The organism is Nocardioides sp. SYSU D00038 (assembly GCF_016924665.1).
Classification (GTDB): Bacteria; Actinomycetota; Actinomycetes; order Propionibacteriales; family Nocardioidaceae; genus Nocardioides.
This window is the reverse complement of record NZ_JAFFJT010000025.1, coordinates 125,838-147,062: the sequence shown is the minus strand read 5'-3', so window position 1 is coordinate 147,062 and position 21,225 is coordinate 125,838. Positions and strand designations below refer to the sequence as shown.

Annotated in this window: 17 protein-coding genes; 10 read left to right on the top strand and 7 right to left on the bottom strand. The window is 73.1% G+C overall.

The window, feature by feature from the left end:
• Positions 1-111 precede the first annotated feature (111 nt).
• A complete protein-coding gene (locus JT721_RS15370) occupies positions 112-474 on the top strand; it encodes a phosphomannose isomerase type II C-terminal cupin domain (RefSeq protein ID WP_205474126.1) in 363 nt (120 codons plus the stop codon).
• Here JT721_RS15370 and JT721_RS15365 read toward each other — a convergent pair.
• Positions 444-1,865 carry a sugar nucleotide-binding protein gene (locus JT721_RS15365; RefSeq protein WP_205474125.1) on the bottom strand — a complete coding sequence of 474 codons (1,422 nt, stop codon included), beginning with the start codon at positions 1,863-1,865 and terminating at the stop codon, positions 444-446. The genes JT721_RS15370 and JT721_RS15365 overlap by 31 nt on opposite strands.
• The gene (rfbB, locus tag JT721_RS15360; protein ID WP_205474124.1) at positions 1,865-2,863 is read right to left on the bottom strand and encodes a dTDP-glucose 4,6-dehydratase; all 999 of its coding nucleotides are present in this window, start codon (positions 2,861-2,863) and stop codon (positions 1,865-1,867) included. Before rfbB ends, JT721_RS15365 begins: the two co-directional genes overlap by 1 nt.
• Positions 2,864-2,934: 71 nt before the next feature.
• Here rfbB and rfbA point away from each other — a divergent pair, with 71 nt between their 5' ends.
• Positions 2,935-3,819, top strand: coding sequence for a glucose-1-phosphate thymidylyltransferase RfbA (gene rfbA / locus JT721_RS15355; protein WP_205474123.1), 885 nt, complete (start codon positions 2,935-2,937; stop codon positions 3,817-3,819).
• 18 nt (positions 3,820-3,837) lie between these two features.
• Here rfbA and JT721_RS15350 read toward each other — a convergent pair whose 3' ends face one another.
• Entirely contained in the window at positions 3,838-5,298 is a 1,461-nt protein-coding gene (locus JT721_RS15350) for a sugar transferase (protein WP_205474122.1), read from the bottom strand.
• 424 nt (positions 5,299-5,722) lie between these two features.
• Between JT721_RS15350 and galE the strand changes: the two genes are divergently transcribed.
• The 7 genes from galE to JT721_RS21800 are packed head-to-tail and all read left to right on the top strand — an operon-like array spanning position 5,723 to position 11,508.
• A complete protein-coding gene (gene galE, locus JT721_RS15345; protein WP_205474121.1) occupies positions 5,723-6,727 on the top strand; it encodes a UDP-glucose 4-epimerase GalE in 1,005 nt (334 codons plus the stop codon).
• Positions 6,728-6,762: 35 nt separating this feature from the next.
• Positions 6,763-7,668 carry a glucosyl-3-phosphoglycerate synthase gene (locus tag JT721_RS15340; protein WP_205474120.1) on the top strand — a complete coding sequence of 302 codons (906 nt, stop codon included), beginning with the start codon at positions 6,763-6,765 and terminating at the stop codon, positions 7,666-7,668.
• Entirely contained in the window at positions 7,665-8,528 is an 864-nt protein-coding gene (folP, locus tag JT721_RS15335; protein WP_205474119.1) for a dihydropteroate synthase, read from the top strand. The genes JT721_RS15340 and folP overlap by 4 nt, the downstream gene beginning before the upstream one ends.
• Entirely contained in the window at positions 8,525-9,016 is a 492-nt protein-coding gene (locus JT721_RS15330; RefSeq protein WP_205474118.1) for a hypothetical protein, read from the top strand. Before folP ends, JT721_RS15330 begins: the two co-directional genes overlap by 4 nt.
• Positions 9,004-9,663 (top strand): dihydrofolate reductase family protein, encoded by a 660-nt coding sequence (locus JT721_RS15325; protein ID WP_205474117.1) that lies wholly within the window; start codon positions 9,004-9,006, stop codon positions 9,661-9,663. Before JT721_RS15330 ends, JT721_RS15325 begins: the two co-directional genes overlap by 13 nt.
• A 34-nt stretch (positions 9,664-9,697) precedes the next feature.
• Complete coding sequence (locus tag JT721_RS15320) at positions 9,698-10,453, top strand: enoyl-CoA hydratase-related protein (RefSeq protein WP_205474116.1); 756 nt, start codon at positions 9,698-9,700, stop codon at positions 10,451-10,453.
• On the top strand, positions 10,450-11,508 hold the full coding sequence (locus JT721_RS21800; RefSeq protein WP_205474115.1) for an App1 family protein: 1,059 nt from the start codon (positions 10,450-10,452) through the stop codon (positions 11,506-11,508). Before JT721_RS15320 ends, JT721_RS21800 begins: the two co-directional genes overlap by 4 nt.
• Before the next feature lie 1,424 nt (positions 11,509-12,932).
• Here the strand turns inward: JT721_RS21800 and JT721_RS15310 are convergent.
• From JT721_RS15310 to JT721_RS15295, 4 genes are all read right to left on the bottom strand, one after another.
• Entirely contained in the window at positions 12,933-13,670 is a 738-nt protein-coding gene (locus JT721_RS15310) for a helical backbone metal receptor (protein WP_205474114.1), read from the bottom strand.
• Positions 13,667-14,167 (bottom strand): thioesterase family protein, encoded by a 501-nt coding sequence (locus JT721_RS15305; protein ID WP_205474113.1) that lies wholly within the window; start codon positions 14,165-14,167, stop codon positions 13,667-13,669. The genes JT721_RS15310 and JT721_RS15305 overlap by 4 nt, the downstream gene beginning before the upstream one ends.
• Positions 14,164-17,319, bottom strand: a complete 3,156-nt coding sequence (gene icmF / locus JT721_RS15300) for a fused isobutyryl-CoA mutase/GTPase IcmF (RefSeq protein WP_205474112.1) — start codon at positions 17,317-17,319, stop codon at positions 14,164-14,166. Before icmF ends, JT721_RS15305 begins: the two co-directional genes overlap by 4 nt.
• A 102-nt stretch (positions 17,320-17,421) precedes the next feature.
• Complete coding sequence (locus JT721_RS15295) at positions 17,422-17,925, bottom strand: MarR family transcriptional regulator (RefSeq protein ID WP_307828084.1); 504 nt, start codon at positions 17,923-17,925, stop codon at positions 17,422-17,424.
• A 448-nt stretch (positions 17,926-18,373) separates the two neighbouring features.
• Between JT721_RS15295 and JT721_RS15290 the strand changes: the two genes are divergently transcribed.
• Positions 18,374-21,205, top strand: coding sequence for an Ig-like domain-containing protein (locus JT721_RS15290; protein ID WP_205474110.1), 2,832 nt, complete (start codon positions 18,374-18,376; stop codon positions 21,203-21,205).
• The last annotated feature ends 20 nt before the right edge of the window (positions 21,206-21,225 follow it).

Below are 21,225 nucleotides of genomic sequence, written 5' to 3'. Positions count from 1 at the left end.
GTTCACCCACCTTTTGACCAATACCCGCCGGGGTGCCCGTGACCCTGCCTACGATGGCAGCGTTGTAGCGAGGACCGGTCCGTGGGGGCCGGCTGAGACGACAGGACCAGGATGATCGGCGACAGCGAGAACCGGCCGTGGGGGTCGTGGCACGTCCTCGACGAGGGTGACGGGTTCAAGGTCAAGCGGATCGTCGTCGACCCCGGCTCCCGCCTGTCCTACCAGACCCACGAGCACCGCGCGGAGCACTGGATCGTGGTCCGCGGCACCGCCACCTGCGTCATCGACGGCGACACCGTCGTCGCGCGCACCGGCGACAGCGTCTTCGTCGAGGTGGGCCAGGCCCACCGGATCACCAACGCCCACGCCGAGCCGCTGGTCGTGATCGAGGTGCAGCGCGGCAGCTACACCGGCGAGGACGACATCGTCCGCCTCGAGGACGACTACGGCCGCTCGCCGGTCGTCAGCACGTAGCGCTCCAGCGCCGCGCCGGCATCCTCCGGCTCGAAGCCGGTGGCCCGGAGCTTGGAGAGGTCCATCGTGCTGTTGGCGGGCCGGGGGGCCATCGAGCGGCCCTCGGCGTACGCGGCCGTGGAGGTCGCAGAGACGTCGTCGGCCGACCGGCCGCACAGCGCGAAGACCGCGCGCGCGACGTCGACCCAGGCCATCGGCTCGCCGCCGTTGCTGACGTTGTAGGTGCCGTACGCCGCGCCGGTCGTCACCAGGTGGCGGGTTGCGCGAGCCAGCTCGTCGGTGAAGGTGAGCCGGCCGACCTGGTCGTCGACCACGGTGGGCGAGACGCCGTCGTGGGCCAGCTTCTGCATGGTGCGCACGAAGTTGCGCCCCTCGCCGACCACCCACGACGTGCGCAGCAGGTAGTGCCGCGGCAGCACCGACACCGCCACGTCACCGGCGGCCTTGGTCTGGGCGTAGACCCCGAGCGGTGAGAGCGGCTCGTCCTCGACGTGGTCGGCCACGGTGCCGTCGAAGACGTACTCGGTGGAGTAGTGCACGAGCGTGAGCCGGTGGGCCAGGGCGACCCGCGCCAGCGCCGCCGGACCGCCGGCGTTGACCTGCCACGCCACGCGCCGGCCGTCGGGGGTCTCGGCCTCGTCGACGGCGGTGTAGGCGGCGGCGTTGAGCACCAGGCCGTACTCCGCCCACGGCCAGGCCGCGATCGCGGCGGGGTCGCCGAGGTCGAGCGCCTCGATGCCGGCCCCGGCGTCGGCGACGTGGTCGACCAGGTCGGCCTCGGGGAACGCCGCGGCGAGCGCGCGGCCGAGCTGGCCGGCGGCGCCGACCACCAGCGTGCGCCGCGGCTGCATCGGCTCGACGTCCTCGAGCCGGGGGTTGGCGCGGTCCTTGTCGGAGACCTCGGCCTCGGCGAGCGGGATCGGCCACGGGATGGCGGCGGTGGGGTCGTCGAGCGTGACCGCGGGGTAGGCGGTGCCGGCGCGCCAGTGGTCGTTGACGAGGTAGGAGTAGAGGGTGCCGTCCTCGAGCGCCTGGTAGGAGTTGCCGACGCCGCGGGGCACGAAGACCGCGGTGTCCGGGCCGATCTCGAGGTGGAAGACGCTGCCGAACGACGGACCCTCGCGCAGGTCGACCCACGCCCCGAACACCCGGCCGGTGGCCACCGAGACCAGCTTGTCCCACGGCTCGGCGTGGATGCCGCGGGTGGTGCCCCGGTCGGCGTTGTAGGCCATGTTCTGCTGCACCGGCTCGAAGTCCGGCAGGCCGAGCGCCACCATCTTCTCGCGCTGCCAGTTCTCCTTGAACCAGCCGCGGGCGTCCTCGGGTCGCGGCAGCCGGACGACCAGCAGGCCCGGGACCGTGGTCTCCTCGACCGACAGCTCGTCGGCCACTACTGGCCCTTCGCCGCGTACGACGCCTCGATCGCCGCCTTGTGCGGGCGCCACCAGGCCTCGTGGTCGACGTACCACTGCACCGTGTCGGCCAGGCCGGCCTCGAAGTCGGGGAAGCGCGGCGCCCAGCCGAGCTCGGCGCGCAGCTTGCCGGAGTCGATGGCGTAGCGGCGGTCGTGACCGGCGCGGTCGGTGACGAAGTCGATGTGGTCCTCGCCGTGGCCGAACCGGGCCAGGATCGCCTTCACGACCTCGAGGTTGTTGCGCTCGCCGTCGGCACCGATGAGGTAGGTCTCCCCGATCCGGCCGCGCTGCAGGATCGTCCAGACCGCCGCGGAGTGGTCGTCGGCGTGGATCCAGTCGCGGACGTTGAGGCCGTCGCCGTAGACCTTGGGGCGGCCGCCGTCGATGACGTTGGTGATCTGGCGGGGGATGAACTTCTCGACGTGCTGCCAGGGGCCGTAGTTGTTGGAGCAGTTGGAGATCGTCGCCTGCACGCCGAAGCTGCGCACCCAGGCCCGCACCAGGTGGTCGGAGCCGGCCTTGGAGGCCGAGTAGGGGCTGCTGGGGTTGTAGGCGGTCTGCTCGGTGAACCGCTCGGGGTCGTCGAGCTCGAGGTCGCCGTAGACCTCGTCGGTCGAGACGTGGTGGAGCCGGGTGCCGTGGCGCCGGGCGGCCTCGAGCAGGGTGAAGGTGCCGATCAGGTTGGTGCGGATGAACGGGCTGGGGTCGTCGAGGGAGTTGTCGTTGTGCGACTCCGCCGCGAAGTGGACGACCGCGTCGTGGTCGGCCACCAGCGGGTCGACCGCGGCCTCGTCGGCGACGTCGCCCACCACGAGCTCGACCCGGGCGGGGTCGAGCGCGTCGAGCGCCTCGCGGCTGGCGGCGTAGGTGAGCTTGTCGAGCACCGTCACGCGCACGTCGGTCTCGCGCACCAGGTGGTGCACGAAGTTGGAGCCGATGAAGCCGGCCCCGCCGGTCACGAGTATCCGCTGCATGCGGCGGAGTCTAGGGCGGGCGCCCGCGGGCCACGAAGTCGGCGGACGACCCCGCCGCTAGGGTGTCGGCCATGCGCGGGATCATCCTGGCCGGAGGCACCGGTTCGCGGCTGCACCCCATCACCCTCGGGGTGAGCAAGCAGCTGATGCCGGTCTACGACAAGCCGATGATCTACTACCCGCTCACCACGCTGATGCTGGCCGGGGTGCGCGAGGTGCTGGTGATCACCACGCCCCACGAGTCGGAGCAGTTCCAGCGGCTGCTGGGCGACGGGTCGCAGTGGGGCCTCGAGATCAGCTACGCAGTGCAGCCCTCACCCGACGGGCTGGCCCAGGCGTTCCTCATCGGCGCCGACCACGTCGGCGACCGGTCGGTCGGGCTGGTGCTCGGCGACAACCTCTTCTACGGCGAGGGGCTCGGCTCGCGGTTGCGGCGCTTCGACGAGATCGACGGCGCTGCGGTGTTCGGCTACCGGGTGGCCGACCCGACGGCGTACGGGGTCGTGGAGTTCGACGAGGACTTCCGAGCCGTCTCGCTGGAGGAGAAACCGGCCGAGCCGCGCAGCAGCTACGCCGTGCCCGGCCTTTACTTCTACGGCCCCGACGTCGTGGAGAAGGCGCGCGGGCTGGCCCCCTCGGCCCGGGGCGAGCTCGAGATCACCGACCTCAACCGGCTCTACCTCGCCGAGGGACGGCTGCGGGTCGAGGTGCTGCCCCGCGGCGCCGCCTGGCTCGACACCGGCACCTTCGACGACCTCAACGACGCCAGCAACTACGTGCGCACCGTCGAGCACCGCCAGGGCCTCAAGATCGGCTGCCCCGAGGAGGTGGCGTGGCGGATGGGCTTCATCGACGACGCCCAGCTGCTCGGCGCCGCCGAGCGGTTCGGCAAGAGCGGCTACGGCGCCTACCTCACCGGCCTGCTGGCCGACCCCACGGAGCACCCGCAAGCCTGAGCCCGCCCGTCGCCCCGGTCAGTAGGCGCCGCGGGAGCGCACGACGGCGCCGGCCGTGCGACCCAGGATGGTGAGGTCGCGCAGCATCGACCAGTTGTCGACGTAGTAGAGGTCGAGGCGCATCGCCTCGGCGGTCGGCAGGTCGGAGCGGCCGGAGACCTGCCACAGCCCGGTGAGCCCGGGCCGCACCCGCAGCCGGCGGTGGTTGTCGTCGCTGTAGGCCGCGACCTCGCTCGGCAGCGGCGGCCGCGGCCCGACCAGCGACATCTCGCCGCGCAGCACGTTGACCAGCTGGGGCAGCTCGTCGATGGAGTAGCGGCGCAGCCAGCGGCCGGGCGGGGTCACCCGGGGGTCGTCGGCGAGCTTGAACAGCCCGCCGTCGTAGCCCGTGGCGGCGTGCAGCGTCGCCAGCCGTTCCTCGGCGTCGACGACCATCGAGCGGAACTTCAGGCACGGGAAGGTGCGACCGTCGAGGCCGGTGCGGGTCTGCCGGAACAGCACCGGCCCACCGTCGTGGCGGCGCACCCACACGGCGGCGACGAGCATCAGGGGGCTGAGCAGGGTCAGCAGCAGCAGCGAGCCCGCGACGTCGAAGACGCGCTTGCCGGCGGCGGCGGTGCGGGGCTGGTCGATGTGCATCAGCGGGAGGCCGCCGGCGCCCCGCACCCGGATCCGGTCGTCGGCGACGTCGCTGACGCTGGGCGCGACCACGACCTGCACGTCGTGGCCCTCGAGGTCCCAGGCGATCCGGCGCATCTGGGCCGAGGAGTCCAGCGCGCCGCCGGCGAGGAAGACGATGTCGGCGTGGGTGCCGGCCACGACGTCGAGCAGCTGCTCGGGCGTGCCGAGCACCGGCACCTGCGCCGAGCCCCGAGACTCCGCGGGCAGCAGCGCGCCGACCACGCGGTAGCCCAGCCACGACTCGCGGCGCAGCACCCGGGCGACGTCCTCGACGTGGGTGGCGCTGCCGGCGATGACCACCCGGTTGAGCAGCCGGCCCCGTCGCCGGAGGGCGTGGAGCCCGCGACGGACGGTGAACCGCCCGAGCACCAGGGCCGGCACGCCGACCAGGAACGCGAGCAGGAAGAAGCCCCGGGAGAGCGGGAACTTCAGCAGGTAGCACCCGACGCCCACGACGCCGGCCGCGGCCAGGCTGGCGTTGACGACGATCTTGTACTCCTCGGTGCCGGCCCCGAAGACCCACGGCCGGTAGCCGCCGGCCAGCGTGATGCAGACCAGCCAGGCGGCGAGCATCAGCGGCGCCGCTGCGCCGAGCGCCTCGGCGGCGGCGTAGACCTCCGAGGAGCCGGTGCGCTCGAAGAGGTCGAGCCGGTGGCGACCGACCAGCGCGAGCAGGCCGGCGAGCGTCACCGCGACGAGGTCGACCGCGAACGCCGCGCGCGGGACGTGGCGCAGCGCCCTGCTGCGGACACCGGCGACCAGGGTCGACCGGTGCTCGGCGATCAGGGTCACGGCCACCTCTGCACACGTCGCGGGTCGGGCTCGGGGCGACGAGCGGTCGCCACCGGACCTCCAGCCTCCCCCCGCCGGCCCGGTGGGGCATCACCTGCATCGGGTAACCGGGGCCCTGCGTCGCGGCAGTCCCCGCGGTCACCCACGTGGTGACCCGCCCGAGCGGGCGCGGGCCGGCGAGGCACGGGAGGGGGCGGGGAGGGACGGGCGAGTCCGTCGCGCGACGGACTTGTCGGGCTGTTCCTGGTGTTGTCGGGCATGGCAAGGCCCGACAGCACGGCGAATCCCCGGTCGACCGGGGATCCCGCGCGCCGCGCAGGCCCGCTTCGCCGCCGCCTCCTGTCGCACGCCCGGCCCCAGGGCCCGGCCCGCGGCAACCGCCCCGAGGGGGCCGGGGGCGCCACCGGCCGCCCCTCTAGGCTCTGACCCCATGAAGGTTCTCGTCACCGGCGGCGCCGGCTACATCGGATCGACCACGGCCAAGGCGCTCGAGGTGGCCGGCCACACGCCGGTGGTGCTCGACTCGCTGCTCACCGGTCCGCGGGCGTTCGCGAGGGACCGGATCTTCTACGAGGGCGACATCGCCGACCGCGACCTGGTCTCCCGGATCGTGGAGGAGCACCCCGACCTCGACGCCACCATCCACATGGCGGCCCGGATCATCGTGCCCGAGTCGGTGGAGCAGCCCTACGAGTACTACCGCGACAACGTCGCCAAGTCGCTGGAGCTCTTCGACCAGCTCGACCGGCTCGGAAAGCCGCGGGTGCTGTTCTCCAGCTCGGCCAGCCTCTACGCGCTCAAGCCCGACTTCGAGGTCGTCGAGACCGACCCACTGGCGCCGAACTCGCCGTACGCCCGCACCAAGCGGATGATGGAGGAGGTGCTCCAGGACATGGCGGCCGCCACCGACCTGCGCGCCGTCATCCTGCGCTACTTCAACCCCATCGGGTCCGATCCCGACCTCGAGTCGGGCATCTACGCCAAGGAGCCGTCCCACGTGCTCGGGCAGCTGGTGCTGGCGGCCCGGGGGCAGAAGGACTCGTTCACCATCACCGGCACCGACCTGCCCACCCGCGACGGCACCGGCATCCGCGACTACATCCACGTCTGGGACGTCGCCCGCGCCCACGTGCGTGCCGTCGAGCAGTTCGACCAGGTGATCGAGCGGGCCGGTGCGCCCAGCGTGGTCATCAACCTCGGCACCGGCGACGGCACCACCGTGCGCGAGCTCGTGGCGGCGTTCGAGAAGGTCTTCGGCCGCGAGGTGCCGATCACGGAGGCTCCGCCCCGGCCGGGCGACGCCGTGGGGGCGTTCGCGAACGTGGACCGCGCCGTGGAGCTGTTCGGCTGGCGCAGCGAGCTGTCGATCGAGGACGCCATCCGCTCGGCGCTGGCGTGGGCCGACCGGCGCCAGGAGGTGCTGGGCTACGAGTGAGCCCGGCCTCCGACCCGGGTCGTAGGCTGCCGGACGTGTCGAGCGCCGGGGCGTCGTGGTCAGCCCGCAACACCCACCACTGGGACGACTGGACCCTCGACGACCTGCTGCGCGCCAAGGCCGGGCGGGCGGTCAGCCTCGTCGTACCGGCCCGCAACGAGGCCGCGACCGTGGGCGACGTCGTCACCCGGGTGCGCGAGGCGCTGGTCGAGACGGTGGCCCTGCTCGACGAGGTCGTGGTGATCGACTCCGACTCCACCGACGCCACCTACGACGTCGCCACCGACGCCGGCGCCGTCGTCCACCGCGCCTCCGAGGTGCGCCCCGACCTGGGGTCGTGGCCGGGCAAGGGCGAGGCGATGTGGAAGTCGCTGTTCGTGACCCGCGGCGAGGTGCTGGTCTTCATGGACGCCGACCTCGTCGACTGGGACACCCACTTCGTGCCCGGCCTGCTCGGCCCCCTGCTCACCCGCCCCGAGGTCGAGCTGGTCAAGGGTTACTACGAGCGGCCCGGCGAGCAGGGCCCCCTCGACGGCGGCCGGGTCACCGAGCTGGTGGCGCGCCCCCTGATCGGGTTGCTGTTCCCCGGGCTGGCCGACCTCGTGCAGCCGCTGGCGGGGGAGTGGGCGGTGCGCCGCTCGCTCTTCGAGCGGCTCGCCGTGCCGACCGGCTACGCCGTCGAGCTGGCCGCGCTGGTCGACACCCTCGCCGAGCGCGGACCCGCCGCCATCGCGCAGGTCGACCTCGGCGTGCGCGCCCACCGGCACCAGTCGCTCCACGACCTCGGCGGGATGGCCACCCAGATCCTCGCCGCGGCGCTGGCCCGCAGCGGCGGCGAGCCGCGGGACTCCGCGCCGCTGCGCCAGTTCCTGCCCGGCCCCGAGGTGGTCGACCGGCTGGTGCCGACCCGCGAGCGGCCGCCGGCGGTGAGCGTCGGATGACGCTGCGCCTGGGCCGCCACTCCTTCGCCGACGACGCCACGCTGGTGATGGCGATCGTCAACCGCACCCCCGACTCCTTCTACGACCGCGGCGCCACCTGGGCCGAGGACAAGGCGTTCGAGCGGGTCGCCACCGTGGTCGCGCAGGGCGCCGAGGTGGTCGACATCGGCGGCATCAAGGCCGCCCCCGGCGAGGAGGTCGGCGAGGCCGAGGAGCGCAGCCGGGTGGTCGACCTGGTGGCCCGGGTGCGCGAGGCGTTCCCCGGCCTGGCGATCTCGGTCGACACCTGGCGGGCATCGGTGGGCGACGCGGTGTGCGCGGCCGGCGCCGACGTCCTCAACGACGCCTGGGGGGGCGCCGACCCCGAGCTCGTCGACGTCGCCGCGGCCCACGACGTCGCCGTCGTCTGCACCCACACCGGCGGGGTCACCCCCCGCACCCGCCCCTACCGCATCGAGTACGACGACGTCGTGCGCGCCGCGATCGACGACACCGTCGCCTACGCCGAGCGCGCGGTGGCGGCGGGCGTGGCGCGCGAGTCGGTGGTGATCGACCCGGCCCACGACTTCGGCAAGAACACCTTCCACTCCCTCGAGGTCACCCGCCGGCTCGGCGAGATGGTCGCGACCGGCTGGCCGGTGCTGGTCTCGCTGTCCAACAAGGACTTCGTGGGCGAGACCCTCGACCTGCCCGTCGGGCAGCGGCTCACCGGCACCCTGGCCGCCACCGCGGTCTGCGCGCTCGCCGGTGCCCGGATCTACCGCGTGCACGAGGTGGTCGAGACCCGGCAGACCGTCGACATGGTGTGGTCGATCGCCGGTCGGCGGCCGCCGCGCCGGGCGATCCGGGGGCTCCAGTGACCGGTCCGGCGCGGGTGGCCCTGGTACCCGGCGTGCTCGCCCTGCTGCCCGAGCACGCCGGCCTCGACGACCCGGTCGCCGCGCTGCGCGCCGCCTGCCACGCCGCCGTCGGCTGGCTGGGCCGCGACGTCACGGTGCTCGCCGACCCCCAGGGCGCGCGGGTGGCCGCCCACCTGCTCGGCGCCGTCGGCCGCGAGGGCGACGCGCCGTCGTACCTCGTGGTGGCCAACGGCTCCGCCCGCCGCAGCGAGAAGGCGCCGGGGCACCTCGACGGGCGGGCCGCGGGCTTCGACGCGGCGCTGGGGGCCGGGCTGCGTGCGGGGAGCTTCGAGGTCGACGCCGACCTCGCCGCCGAGCTCTGGGCCTCGGTCGAGGGGCTGGTGCTGGCCGGCCGCGAGCTCGGCGGGTGCCGCCTGGCGGGTGTGGACTACGACGACGACCCGTTCGGCGTGCAGTACTGGGTGATGAGGTGGACGTGCGAGTCCTGATCGGCCCCGACACCAGCGACCTGGCGACGCTCTACGCCGTGCCGCGGACACCGTGGCTGCGGGTCAACATGGTCGCCACCGTCGACGGCTCCGCCACCGGCGACTCCGGTCGCAGCGGCTCGATCAACAACGCCGCCGACAAGCGGGTCTTCGACACCCTGCGACGGCTGGCCGACGTGGTGGTCGTCGGCGCCGGCACCGCCCGGGTCGAGGAGTACGGCCCGACCGACCGGCCGGTCGTGGTCGTCAGCCGGCGCGGCGAGGTGCCCGAGACGCTGCGCGGCGCCGAGCCGGGCGCCGTCCGGCTCGCCACCTGCGCCGCCGCCGACGGGCTGACCGCGGCCCGCGACCTGCTCGGGCCCGAGCACGTGCTGGTGCTCGGCGACCACCGGGTCGACCTCGAGCGGCTGCGCGACGTCTTGGCCGGGCAGGGGCTGCGGCACGTGCTCTGCGAGGGCGGGCCGCACCTGCTGCGCGACCTGCTGGCCGTCGGGGCGGTCAACGAGCTGTGCGCCACGGTGGTCCCGCGGCTGGTGGCCGGCGACCACCCCCGGATCACCAGCGGCCCGCCGGTCGACGCACCGCTGACGCTGCACACGCTCCTCGAGGACGACGGCACGCTGCTCGCCCGCTGGCTGGTCGGGTGAGGCACGACCCGCCGCACCGCCTAGCCTGACCCCCGTGGACGAGCTGAGGATCACCCGCACCGACGGCGTCGTCGAGGTGGTGTTCGACCGGCCGCAGCGGCACAACGCCTTCACCCGCGCCATGTACGCCGCGATGAAGGACCTCTGCGCCGAGCTGGCCGACGACACCTCGGTGCGGGCCCTGGTGCTGCGCGGGGCGGGGGGCCGCGCGTTCGCGGCCGGCAACGAGATCTCCGACTTCCTCGAGCAGGACGCCGTCGCCTACGAGGACTGGATCCGCGAGCTGCTCGAGTCGCTCTTCGCCCTGCCCCAGGTGACGATCGCGGCCGTCGACGGCGTCTGCGTGGGCGGTGGGCTCGCCGTGGCGACCCACTGCGACCTGCGGATCGCCACCCCCCACAGCCGGTTCGGCTACCCGATCGCCAAGACGCTCGGCAACGCGCTCGCCGCCAGCATCGTCTACCGGTGCGCCACGGTCTTCGGTGAGCCGCTCACCCGCGAGATGCTGCTCGCCGCCCGACTGGTGCCGGCCGAGCGGGCGTACGCCGTGGGCGCGCTCACCGCTGTCACCGAGGACCTCGACGGCGAGCTCGCGACGCTCCTCGACGGGCTCCGCCGGGTCTCGGGGGTCACCCTGCGCGCCACCAAGTCGCAGCTGCTGGCGCGCGCCCGCACGCTCGAGGCCAGCCCCGAGGGCGACGCCGACCTGCTCCGCGAGGTCTACACCGGCCCGGACTTCCGCGAGGGGGTGCGGGCGTTCCTCGCCAAGGAGCGACCCGCCTTCGGGTGAGCGGCCGCGGCCGCCGGCTGCTCGTCGGCCTGGAGCGCCGCTACGACGCCGCCCGGCTCCGTCGCCGCGCCGGCCGGCCGCCGGCGTACTTCCGGATCGTGCCCTACGTCGGCCACGGCAGCGCGGCGACCGGACGGCTGGTCGTGCGCGGCCGGGTGCTCGACGACCCGGAGCCCGCCGGCACCACCGACGGCGAGGGGGCCTGGCCGGCGCTGCGGCGCTCGGTGGCGGGGTTCCTCACCGACGAGCTGCCCGGGGTGCGGCTGCGGGTCTCGGTCGGCGGGGTGGTGGCCGAGGTCGTCACCGACGACGAGGGCTACTTCCGCGCCGAGCTCGAGGGCGCCGGGCTGGTCGCGCCCTGGACGGTCGGCCGCGTCGAGCTGGCGGCGCCGTACCGGGGGCTGGTCGAGGCGGCCGCAGACGTGCGGGTGCGGGTCAGCGCGCCCGGCGTCACGCTCGGCGTGGTGTCCGACGTCGACGACACCATCCTCGAGACCGGCGTGCAGCGCATCTGGGCGATGGTGCGCCGCACCCTCACCGGTTCGGCGCTGACCCGGACGCCGTTCGCCGGCGCCGCGGAGCTCTACCGCGCGCTGGCGGGCCACGACGACCGTACGCCGTTCTTCTACGTCTCCTCGAGCCCCTGGAACCTCCACGACTTCCTGCTCGCCTTCCTGGCCCACCGCCGGTTCCCGGCCGGTCCGGTGCTGCTGCGCGACCTGGTCGGCGGCGAGCGCACCAAGCACGGCCGGATCGAGGAGGTGCTCGCCCTCCACCCCGACCTGTCGTTCGTGCTGATCGGCGACTCCGGGGAGCACGACCCGGAGATCTACGCCGAGATCGTCCGCCGCCACCCCGGCCGGGTGCGGGCCGTCTACATCCGTGAGGTCCGCCTCGACCCCGGCGACGGCCGCGTCGAGGCCGTCACCGACGCCTGGGACCACGACGTCCCGTTCGTCCTCGCCCTCGACTCCGCCGCCGTCGCCCACCACCTGCACGACCTCGGCCTGCTGACCGCCGCCGAGACCGCCGCCGTCGTCCGCGCCGTTGGTTGAGGGAGTAGCGCAGCGCCGAGCGCCGGTGGTCGAGCAGCGAGGAGCGCCAGCGACGAGCGCCCGTCGAGACCCCTGCCGGCCGAACGCCCGCCCGTCCCACCGGAGGCTGGTCGTGTTTCGCCGACCCGGCGTTAATTGACGACGGCTCGGCAAGACCCTGACTGCCCCCGGTGCCTGTTGGAGGGCTTTCGTCTCACCGGGTTTCGAGACAGGACTTCGTCCTTCCTCAACCAGCGGTGGCCGCCGGCGCTCGCTGCTCGACCAGCGGTCCGCGCCCGATCCGCACGCCGGCGTGCCGCGCCGCCGGCACGGAGGCGGCGGAGCGACGTGCGGCGTTCGGCACGTAGACGGCGGCGTGGCGCCGCAGCGGACGCCGGGGAACCGCAGGGCAGAGTCCGGCGACACGGCAACGAGTGCCGAACGACGTCCGGCGCGCAGCAGCCGCAGTGCCCCATGCGCGGCACCCCGCACCCCACCACCAACAGTCACCCGCCACCCGGATCACACGAGCCGCAGTCAGCACCCCGCCGAGCCCCGTCCGCGGAGTCACCCGTTACAGCGAGGGCGTTCGGCTCACCGGGTCTCGAGGCTCGTCGCCAGGGCTCCTCGCACCTCGACCAGCGGGACGCGCCCGTCCGCACGCGGGGATGCCGCGCCACTCGGCACGGAGGCGGCGGAGCGACGGGCGGCGTTCGGCACGTAGACGGCGGCGTGGCGCCACAGCGAACCTGGGGAACGGCAGGGCAGCGTCCGGCGACACGGCAACGAGTGCCGAACGGCGTCCGGCGCGCAGCAGCCGCAGTGCCCCGCCCCCGCGCGGCACCCCGCACCCCACCACCAACAGTCACCCGCCACCCGGATCACACGAGCCGCAGTCAGCACCCCGCCGAGCCCCGTCCGCGGAGTCACCCGTTACAGGGAGGGCGGTCGGCTCACCGGGTCTCGAGGCTCAGGCCTAGCGGCCTTCGCACCTCGACCACCGCACGCCGGCGTGCCGCGCCGCCGGCACGGAGGCGGCGGAGCGGCGGGCGGCGTTCGGCACGTAGACGGCGGCGTGGCGCCACAGCGAACCTGGGGAACGGCAGGGCAGCGTCCGGCGACACGGCAACGAGTGCCGAACGACGTCCGGCGCGCAGCAGCCGCAGTGCCCCGCCCCCGCGCGGCACCCCGCACCCCACCACCAACAGTCACCCGCCACCCGGATCACACGAGCCGCAGTCAGCACCCCGCCGAGCCCCGTCCCCGGAGTCGCCCGCTACGGGAGGGCGGTCGGCTCACCGGGTCTCGACGACGCTCGCTGGCGCTCGCTGCTCGACCACCACCCGAACGGCGACCATCCCCACCGGAGGGCTTTCGGCTCACTGGGTCTCGAGGCTCAGGCCTAGCGGCCTTCGCACCTCGACCAGCGCACGCCAGCGCGTCCGTCAGCCCAGCAGGTGCTCGTCGACCTCGAGCAGGGACGGGCCGTACCAGGTGATCAGGCGGCCGCTGACGAGGCGGGTCGGGGTGCGCGCGAAGGACTCGGGGCCGTCGGTGGGGGAGAAGACGTAGGGCTCGTCGGGGAGCAGCACCACGTCGGCGCCGGCCGCGTCGAGGTCGCTGAGGTCGACGCGGGGGTAGCGGTCGGGACTGGTGCCGTAGACGTTGGCCATCCCGAGCCGGCGCAGCAGGTCGCCGGTGAACGTCGAGGAGCCCACCACCATCCACGGGTCGCGCCAGATCGGCACGGCGACCCGCTGGCGCACCGGCGGCAGCGGGCCGGAGAACCGGCGGCCCGCCTCGGCGAGCCACGCCGGCCGGCCCCAGCCCAGCGCGTCGAGCAGGCGCCCCAGCGAGTCGACCGCCCCGGGCACCGTCTCGATGTCGGTCACCCACACCGGCACGCCCGCGTCGCGCAGCCGGCGTACGTCGAGCTCGCGGTTCTCCTCCTTGTTGCACACCACCAGGTCGGGGGCGAGGGCGCGGATCGCGGCGAGGTCGGGGTTCTTGGTGCCCCGCACCCGGGTCGCCTCGAGGTCGGCGGGGTGGGTGCACCAGTCGGTCGCCCCCACCAGCGCCTCCGGGCGCACGGAGGCGAGCGTCTCGGTGATCGACGGGACCAGCGAGACGACCCGCCGGGCCGGGCCCGTGAGCCCGACCGGGTGACCGAGGTCGTCGATCACCGCAGCGCGAGCGATCCCGAGGTGGGGGACTCGAACGGCAGCCGGGCGTCCTCGGCGATCCGCGCGTCGAGGTTGGCGGCGACGTCGTCGGGCCAGGGCGCCGTGCGTCGGGTGCTCATGTCGATGTGGAGGAAGATCTCCTCCATCACGTAGCTGAGGGTCTCGTGGGTCTCGTCGAGCAGGTAGACGATGACGTGCGCCGCCCGCTCCGAGCGGCCGAGCAGCCGCACCCGCGCCGACAGGGTGGAGCCGGTGCGCAGCTCGGTGAGGTAGGTCAGGTGGTGCTCGGCCGAGAAGCAGGCGTGGCCCGATGCGATCGGCCAGTTTTGGGTGATGCCCAGGGACACCAGCGACTCGTCGAGCCCCTCACTGGCGATGCCGAGGTAGTGGCGGACGTTGAGGTGGCCGTTGACGTCCTCGAAGGCGACCGGGACCGGCTGGCGGGTGTACGCCGGCAGGCCGGCGAGCTGCTCGTAGGTGGGGTGCGGGGTGCTCACACGTTGCGACGATACTGGCCGCCGACCTCGAAGAACGCCTCGGTCACCTGCCCGAGTGAGCAAACTCTCGCCGCGTCCATCAGTGCGGCGAAGACGTTGCCGTCGGACATGGCGACCTCCTTGAGCCGGGCCAGCGCGGCGGTGGCCTCGTCGGCGTGGCGTCGCTGGAAGTCACGGACCCGCGCGAGCTGCGACTGCTTCTCTGCCTCGGTGGCCCGGGCGAGCTCCAGCGGCTGCCCCGCGGGCTCGCTGCCGTCCTCGGCCTCGGGGCGGCGGAAGGTGTTGACGCCGACGATCGGCAGGGTGCCGTCGTGCTTGCGGTGCTCGTAGAGCATCGACTCGTCCTGGATCCGGCCGCGCTGGTAGCCGGTCTCCATCGCGCCGAGCACGCCGCCGCGCTCGTTGATCCGGTCGAACTCCGCCAGCACGGCCTCCTCCACGAGGTCGGTGAGCTGGTCGATGATGAACGACCCCTGGAGCGGGTTCTCGTTCATCGCCAGCCCCCACTCGCGGTTGATGACCAGCTGGATCGCCAGCGCGCGACGTACGGACTCGGTCGAGGGCGTGGTCACCGCCTCGTCGTAGGCGTTGGTGTGGAGGCTGTTGGCGTTGTCGTAGATGGCGATCAGCGCCTGCAGCGTGGTGCGGATGTCGTTGAAGTCCATCTCCTGCGCGTGCAGCGAGCGGCCGCTGGTCTGCACGTGGTACTTCAGCTTCTGCGAGCGCTCGTTGGCGCCGTACCTGTCCCGCATGGCGACCGCCCAGATCCGCCGGGCCACCCGGCCGATGACGGAGTACTCGGGGTCCATGCCGTTGGAGAAGAAGAACGACAGGTTGGGTGCGAAGTCGTCGACGTCCATGCCCCGGGCGAGGTAGGACTCGACGTAGGTGAAGCCGTTGGCGAGCGTGAAGGCGAGCTGGCTGATGGGGTTCGCCCCGGCCTCGGCGATGTGGTAGCCGGAGATCGAGACCGAGTAGAAGTTGCGCACCCCCTTCTCGATGAACCACTCCTGGATGTCGGCCATGCAGCGCAGGCTGAACTCCGTGGAGAACAGGCAGGTGTTCTGGCCCTGGTCCTCCTTGAGGATGTCGGCCTGCACGGTGCCGCGCACCGTGCGCAGCGCCTCCTCGGGGTCGACGCCGCGCTCGCGGGCCTGGTCGATGACGGTGTTGAGGAAGAAGGCCAGCACGGTCGGCGCGGGGCCGTTGATCGTCATCGACACGCTGGTCGTCGGTGCCAGCAGGTCGAAGCCGTCGTAGAGCACCTTCATGTCGTCGAGCGTCGCGACGCTGACCCCCGACGTGCCGACCTTGCCGTAGACGTCGGGACGCTCGTCGGGGTCGCGGCCGTAGAGGGTGACCGAGTCGAACGCCGTGGACAGCCGGGTGGCGCCGGCGTCGTGGGCCAGCAGCTTGAACCGGCGGTTGGTGCGCGCGGGATCGCCCTCGCCGGCGAACATCCGTGCCGGGTCCTCGCCCTCGCGCTTGAACGGGAACACCCCGGCCGTGAAGGGGAAACGGCCGGGCAGGTTCTCGCGTCGCCAGAAGCGCACCAGCTCGCCGTGGTCGGCGTACGCCGGCAGCGCGACCCGCGGCACGACGTTGCCCGACAGCGACTCGCGGCCCGGCGCGGCGGCGTAGTCCGCCACGACGGTGGGCCACTGCGCGAGCTGCTCGGCCACCTCGGGGTCGAGCTCGCGCCGGGCGCGGTCGAGCAGCGCGGAGACCTCGTCGCGCCCCGCACCCTCGCCGAGCTCGGCGGCGACGGCGTCGAGCCGCTGCACCCGGCGCGCCTGCTCGACCAGCTCGTCGGTGCGCGCGTGGAAGGCGCGCACGGTCTCGGTGATCTCGGCGAGGTAGCGGGTGCGCTCGGCGGGCAGCACCTGGCGGATCCGCGACGACTGCTTGACGGTCACCTCAGGCAGCGCGCCCTCCGCGACCGGCAACCCGGCCTCGCCGAGCAGGGCGCGCAGGTGCTGGTAGAGAGCGGTCACGCCGTCGTCGTTGAACGTCGCGGCGCTGGTGCCGTAGACGGGCATGTCCTCGGGACGCTGGCCGAACGCCTCGCGGTTGCGCACCAGCTGGCGCGCGACGTCGCGCACGGCGTCCTCGGCTCCGCGGCGCTCGAACTTGTTGATGGCGACGACGTCGGCGAAGTCGAGCATGTCGATCTTCTCCAGCTGCGAGGCGGCGCCGAACTCCGGCGTCATCACGTAGAGGGAGGTGTCGACGAACGGCACGATCGCGGCGTCGCCCTGGCCGATGCCCGGAGTCTCGACGACCACCAGGTCGAACCCGGCGGCCTTGAGCACGTCGATGACGTCGCGCAGCTGGTCGGGCAGCTCATGGGCGCCGCGGGTCGCGAGGCTGCGGAAGAACACCTGGTCGTGCCCGGTGATGGAGTTCATCCGGATCCGGTCGCCGAGCAGCGCGCCGCCGCCCTTGCGTCGGGTGGGGTCGACCGCGACGACGGCGATCCGGAGCTTGTCGTGCTGGTCGACCCGGAAGCGGCGGACGAGCTCGTCGGTGAGGCTGGACTTGCCGGACCCGCCGGTGCCGGTGATGCCGAGCACCGGCACGGTGCGCCGCCCGGCTGCGGCCCGGACCTCGGTCAGCAGCTCCTCGGGGAGCCGACCCTGCTCGGCCGCCGTGATCGCGCGGGCCACCGAGAACCGGTCTCCGCTGAGCACCTGCTCGGCCCCGACCTGGCGCGCGGCCCACAGGTCGACGTCGATCGCCCGGACGACGCTGTTGACCATGCCCGGCAGCCCGAGCCGCTGGCCGTCCTCGGGGGAGAAGATCGTGACGCCGCTGTCGCGCAGCCGGGCGATCTCCTCGGCCACGATCACGCCACCGCCACCGCCGACGACCTGCACGTGGTCGGCGCCCTGGGCCCGGAGCAGCTCGACGAGGTACTCGAAGTACTCGATGTGCCCGCCCTGGTACGACGACACGGCCACGGCCTGCACGTCCTCCTGGATGGCGGCCTCCACGACCTCCTGCACCGAGCGGTTGTGCCCGAGGTGGACGACCTCGCAGCCCTGGCTCTGGAAGATCCGCCGCATGATGTTGATCGAGGCGTCGTGGCCGTCGAACAGGCTCGAGGCGGTCACCAGGCGGACGGGGTGCTGCGGCACGTGCAGCTCGGGCATGGGCTCGACTCCGGGGTGGGCGCAGGGAAGGTACTAGGACGTCAAACTATTTGGTGTCCAGCCTACGGCACGGCCGGTGGTCGGCCAATCCGGACGGCGGTCTCACTCGACGCGGTCGCCGGCGGAGGCGCGGAGGGCGCCGAGCAGCCGGGTCAGGTCCGCCACCTGACCGGGGCCGACGCCGGGCGCGGCGAAGACCTCGCCGTTCAGCCCGTCGGTGGCCTTCTCGACCACCGCGCGCCCCTCGTCGGTGATCGCGGCGAGGATCACCCGGCGGTCGTCGTCGCGGCCCTGGCGCTCCACGAAGCCCTGGCGCACCAGCCGCTCCACCGCGCTGGTGACGCTGGTCGGGTGCACCTGGAGCAGCGACCCGAGGCGGGTCATCGGCATCCGTCCCGAGGACGAGAACGACAGCAACCGGAGCACCTCGTAGCGCGCGAAGGTCAGGTCCAGCGGCCGGAGCACCGCCTCGATCCGCTCGAGCAGCAGCTGGTGGGCCCGGACCAGCGAGGTGACCATCGCCATGCCGTCGGCCGCGTCGTCCCAGCCGTGGGCCACCCACTGGCGGTGCGCCTCGCGGATCGGGTCGCGCTCGTGAGCACTCACGGCCGACAGCATAGGCAGCGCGGCTCCGCCCGAGTCGCGACCAGGCGTCCTGTCTGCTCCCCGGACGCAGCGGGTATCGACCCGGCGAGGACGTCGTGGCCACGATGCCGACACCCGTGTGAGCCGGGTCACCCGCCCCGCTCCGGGCCGTTCCTCCGGTCGGCCGTGCCACCACTGTCATTACGTACCACTTACGGATCCCCCCACGACACCCAGACGTGATCATGGGTTGGTTGACCCCCACCTGGTGCAACTCGGGGCACCTCTCCCTCCCTCTCTAGGAGCTGCAACTGTGCGTCACAGCACTCTCGTAGCCCGTTCGACCACGGCCGCCGTCGCAACAGCGTTGGCCGTCGCTGGTCTCACGGCAATCTCGACCTCGACGGCCCAGGCAGCGCCTGGGTCCCAGACCTTCAACTACAACCCGGGTGACCTGGGCCAGAACTTCGTGGTCCCTGCCAACGTCACGGGCCTCAACGTCACCCTCGCCGGCGCGGCCGGCGGTGCCGGTGGCAAGGAGGGCGGCTCCGGCGGTCGCGGTGCCGTGGGCACGGTCTACGTGCCGGTCGAGCCCGGTGACACCGTCACCATGCTGCTCGGTGGTCGCGGCCAGGACGGCTCCCCGGACGCCAGCTTCGGCGAGGGCTTCCCCCAGCCGCACGGTGGCGCGGCCACCGGTGGCCCCGGCGGTGAGGGCCTCGGCGCCTTCGTCGCCTACGGCGGCGCCGGCGGCGCCGGCGGTGGCGCGACCGAGGTCTTCGTCAACGGTGAGCGCGTCGCGGTCGCCGGTGGCGGCGGTGGCGGTGGCGGCACCGGTGCCTTCATCAACACCGGCGGCGAGGGCGGCAACGCCGACGCCGACGGTGGCGCCGGTGGCGGCGGCGACGGCTCGTGGGGCGGCGAGGACGGCGACGCGCAGACCCAGGCCGGCGGCGAGGGCGACGACGCGATCCTCCTGCCCGGCGGCGGCTCCGGTGGCGGTGGCGGTGGCTACCCCACCGGCGGTAGCCAGGGCGCGACGTTCGCCGACAACGGCGGCGGCGGTGGCGGCGGCGGCCGCAGCTGGGTCAACCCCGACCCCAGCAAGGCCGCGCTGGTCAGCCCCTGGACCTCCACGCGTGAGGGCAACGGCACCGTCCTGCTCCAGTGGAACACCCAGTTCGACACCACGACCACGATCACCGCGCCGGGTGGCGCCGTGACCGGCCAGCAGGTGCCGTTCACCGTGACGGTGACGCCCGAGGCCGGCGGCCAGGTGCCGACGGGCACCGTGGAGCTGTTCGCCGAGAACGACAACACCGGCGTCGTGACGCCGCTGGGCACCAAGAACCTGGTCAACGGCTCGGCGAAGATCTTCTACCACCCGACCCCGGGCACCCCGGGTCTCAAGGTGGGCCAGTACACGCTGACCGCGGTCTACACGCCGAACGGCAACAGCGACTCGCTGCCGTCGACCGGCACCGCGCCGTGGACGGTCGTCAAGGGCAACACGCAGGTGCTGCTCGCCGGTCCGCTCGACCCGCCCAACTACGGCGACGTCGTCGACTTCGGCGTCACCGTGCTGCCGGTCGACCCGGCCCTCGGCACCCCGACCGGCAAGGTCGTCTTCCGCACCAACGGCAACGCCGTCATCGGCGGGACCGTCACCCTGGACGCGAACGGCCAGGCGACGCTGACGACCCACCGGCTGCCGGTGGGGACCCAGAACATCACCGCGGAGTACCTCGGTGACAAGGAGTTCAACGGCTCCGAGTCGACCATCGCCGACTTCGTGGTCAACCAGGGTGACGTCAACGTCGCGCTGAGCATGCCGCACACCACGGTCATCAAGGGCGAGAAGTCGATCTTCGACGTCAAGGTCACCGCGACCAAGCCGACCCAGGTCGACCCGACCGGCAACATCCAGCTGTACGTCTACGACCAGCCGCTCGGCGCGCCGGTGGCGATCGACGACGACGGCGAGGCGCACTTCGAGATCGAGATGCCGGTGACCGAGCCGGACGCGCACCACCACGTGCGCGCCCACTACGTCGGCGACGCGAACTTCGACGAGGCCTACAGCAACTACGTCGACCACGTCGTCAACTTCGGCTCGGCCAAGGTCAAGCTGACCAGCGACGTCAACCCGTCGCACGCCGGCCAGCTGGTGACCTTCTCCATCGACGTCGACGGCAACCTGCCGACCAAGCCGTACGAGCCCACCGGCGAGGTGCAGCTCTACGTCAACGGCACGGCGTTCAACGCCCCCGTCGCGATCGACGCCAACGGCCAGGCCACGGTGCAGACCGACGACCTGCCGGTCGGCGACAACGTCGTGACCGCGACCTACCTCGGTGACGACAACTACGAGGAGGCCACCAGCAACCCGCTGGTCCAGGTCGTGGAGAAGCAGCTCGTCACGGTCGCGCTGACGGCCAACGACACCGACCTCCAGTACGGCCAGCTCCTCGAGCTGACCGCGGCGGTCACCACCGAGAACGGCGCGGTGGCCACGGGCACCGTCCGCTTCCTCGACAACGGCGTCTACGTCAGCGGCCCGATCCCGGTGGACGACGCCGGTGTCGCGACCTGGACGATCGCCAAGCCGTCGAAGGGCCTGCACACCTACACCGCCGAGTACTCGGGCGACGACAACACCATCCAGGGCATCTCCAACGTCCTGCAGGTGGTCGTCCGGGCCAACCTCCTGGACTTCACCGTCATCTCCACCAAGATGCCGGCGTTCCAGGGCGAGCGGATCGCCTACCGCACGCTGGTGAAGCCGCGTCCGGGTGGCTTCGGCCCGATCGCCGGCACGCTGCAGTACTACGTGGACGGCAGCAAGTGGGGCAAGCCGACCCCGGTGAAGGGCACCCAGTGGGGCGAGAAGGTCATCAAGCGCCTCCGTCCCGGTGTCCCGCACCTGGTGTGGGCGACCTTCACGCCCGCGGCGAACTCGTTCTACGACGCCACGCACAGCGACAAGGTGTTCCAGGACGTGCTCAAGGGCAAGGCCAAGGTCGAGGTGGACCTCAAGGTCAAGCGCACCGGGGCGACCAGCGGTCTGCTGCGGGTCAAGGCGCACAAGAAGGGTGGCGGCGCGGTCCGTGGCGCCATCAAGATCTACGTCGACGGCGTCAGCTACAAGACGATCTCCCTCGCCCCCGGTGGCGGCTGGACGCAGGTCTCCCTGCCCGGCATCGCCTCCCGGGCGGTCCCGGTGACCGTCACGTACCGCCCGCCGCACAGCCAGAAGGCTCTGCGTCGCGCCTCGGCGAGCGGCCTGGTCCCCGGGCTGTAACCGACACCGCCTGACCCGAC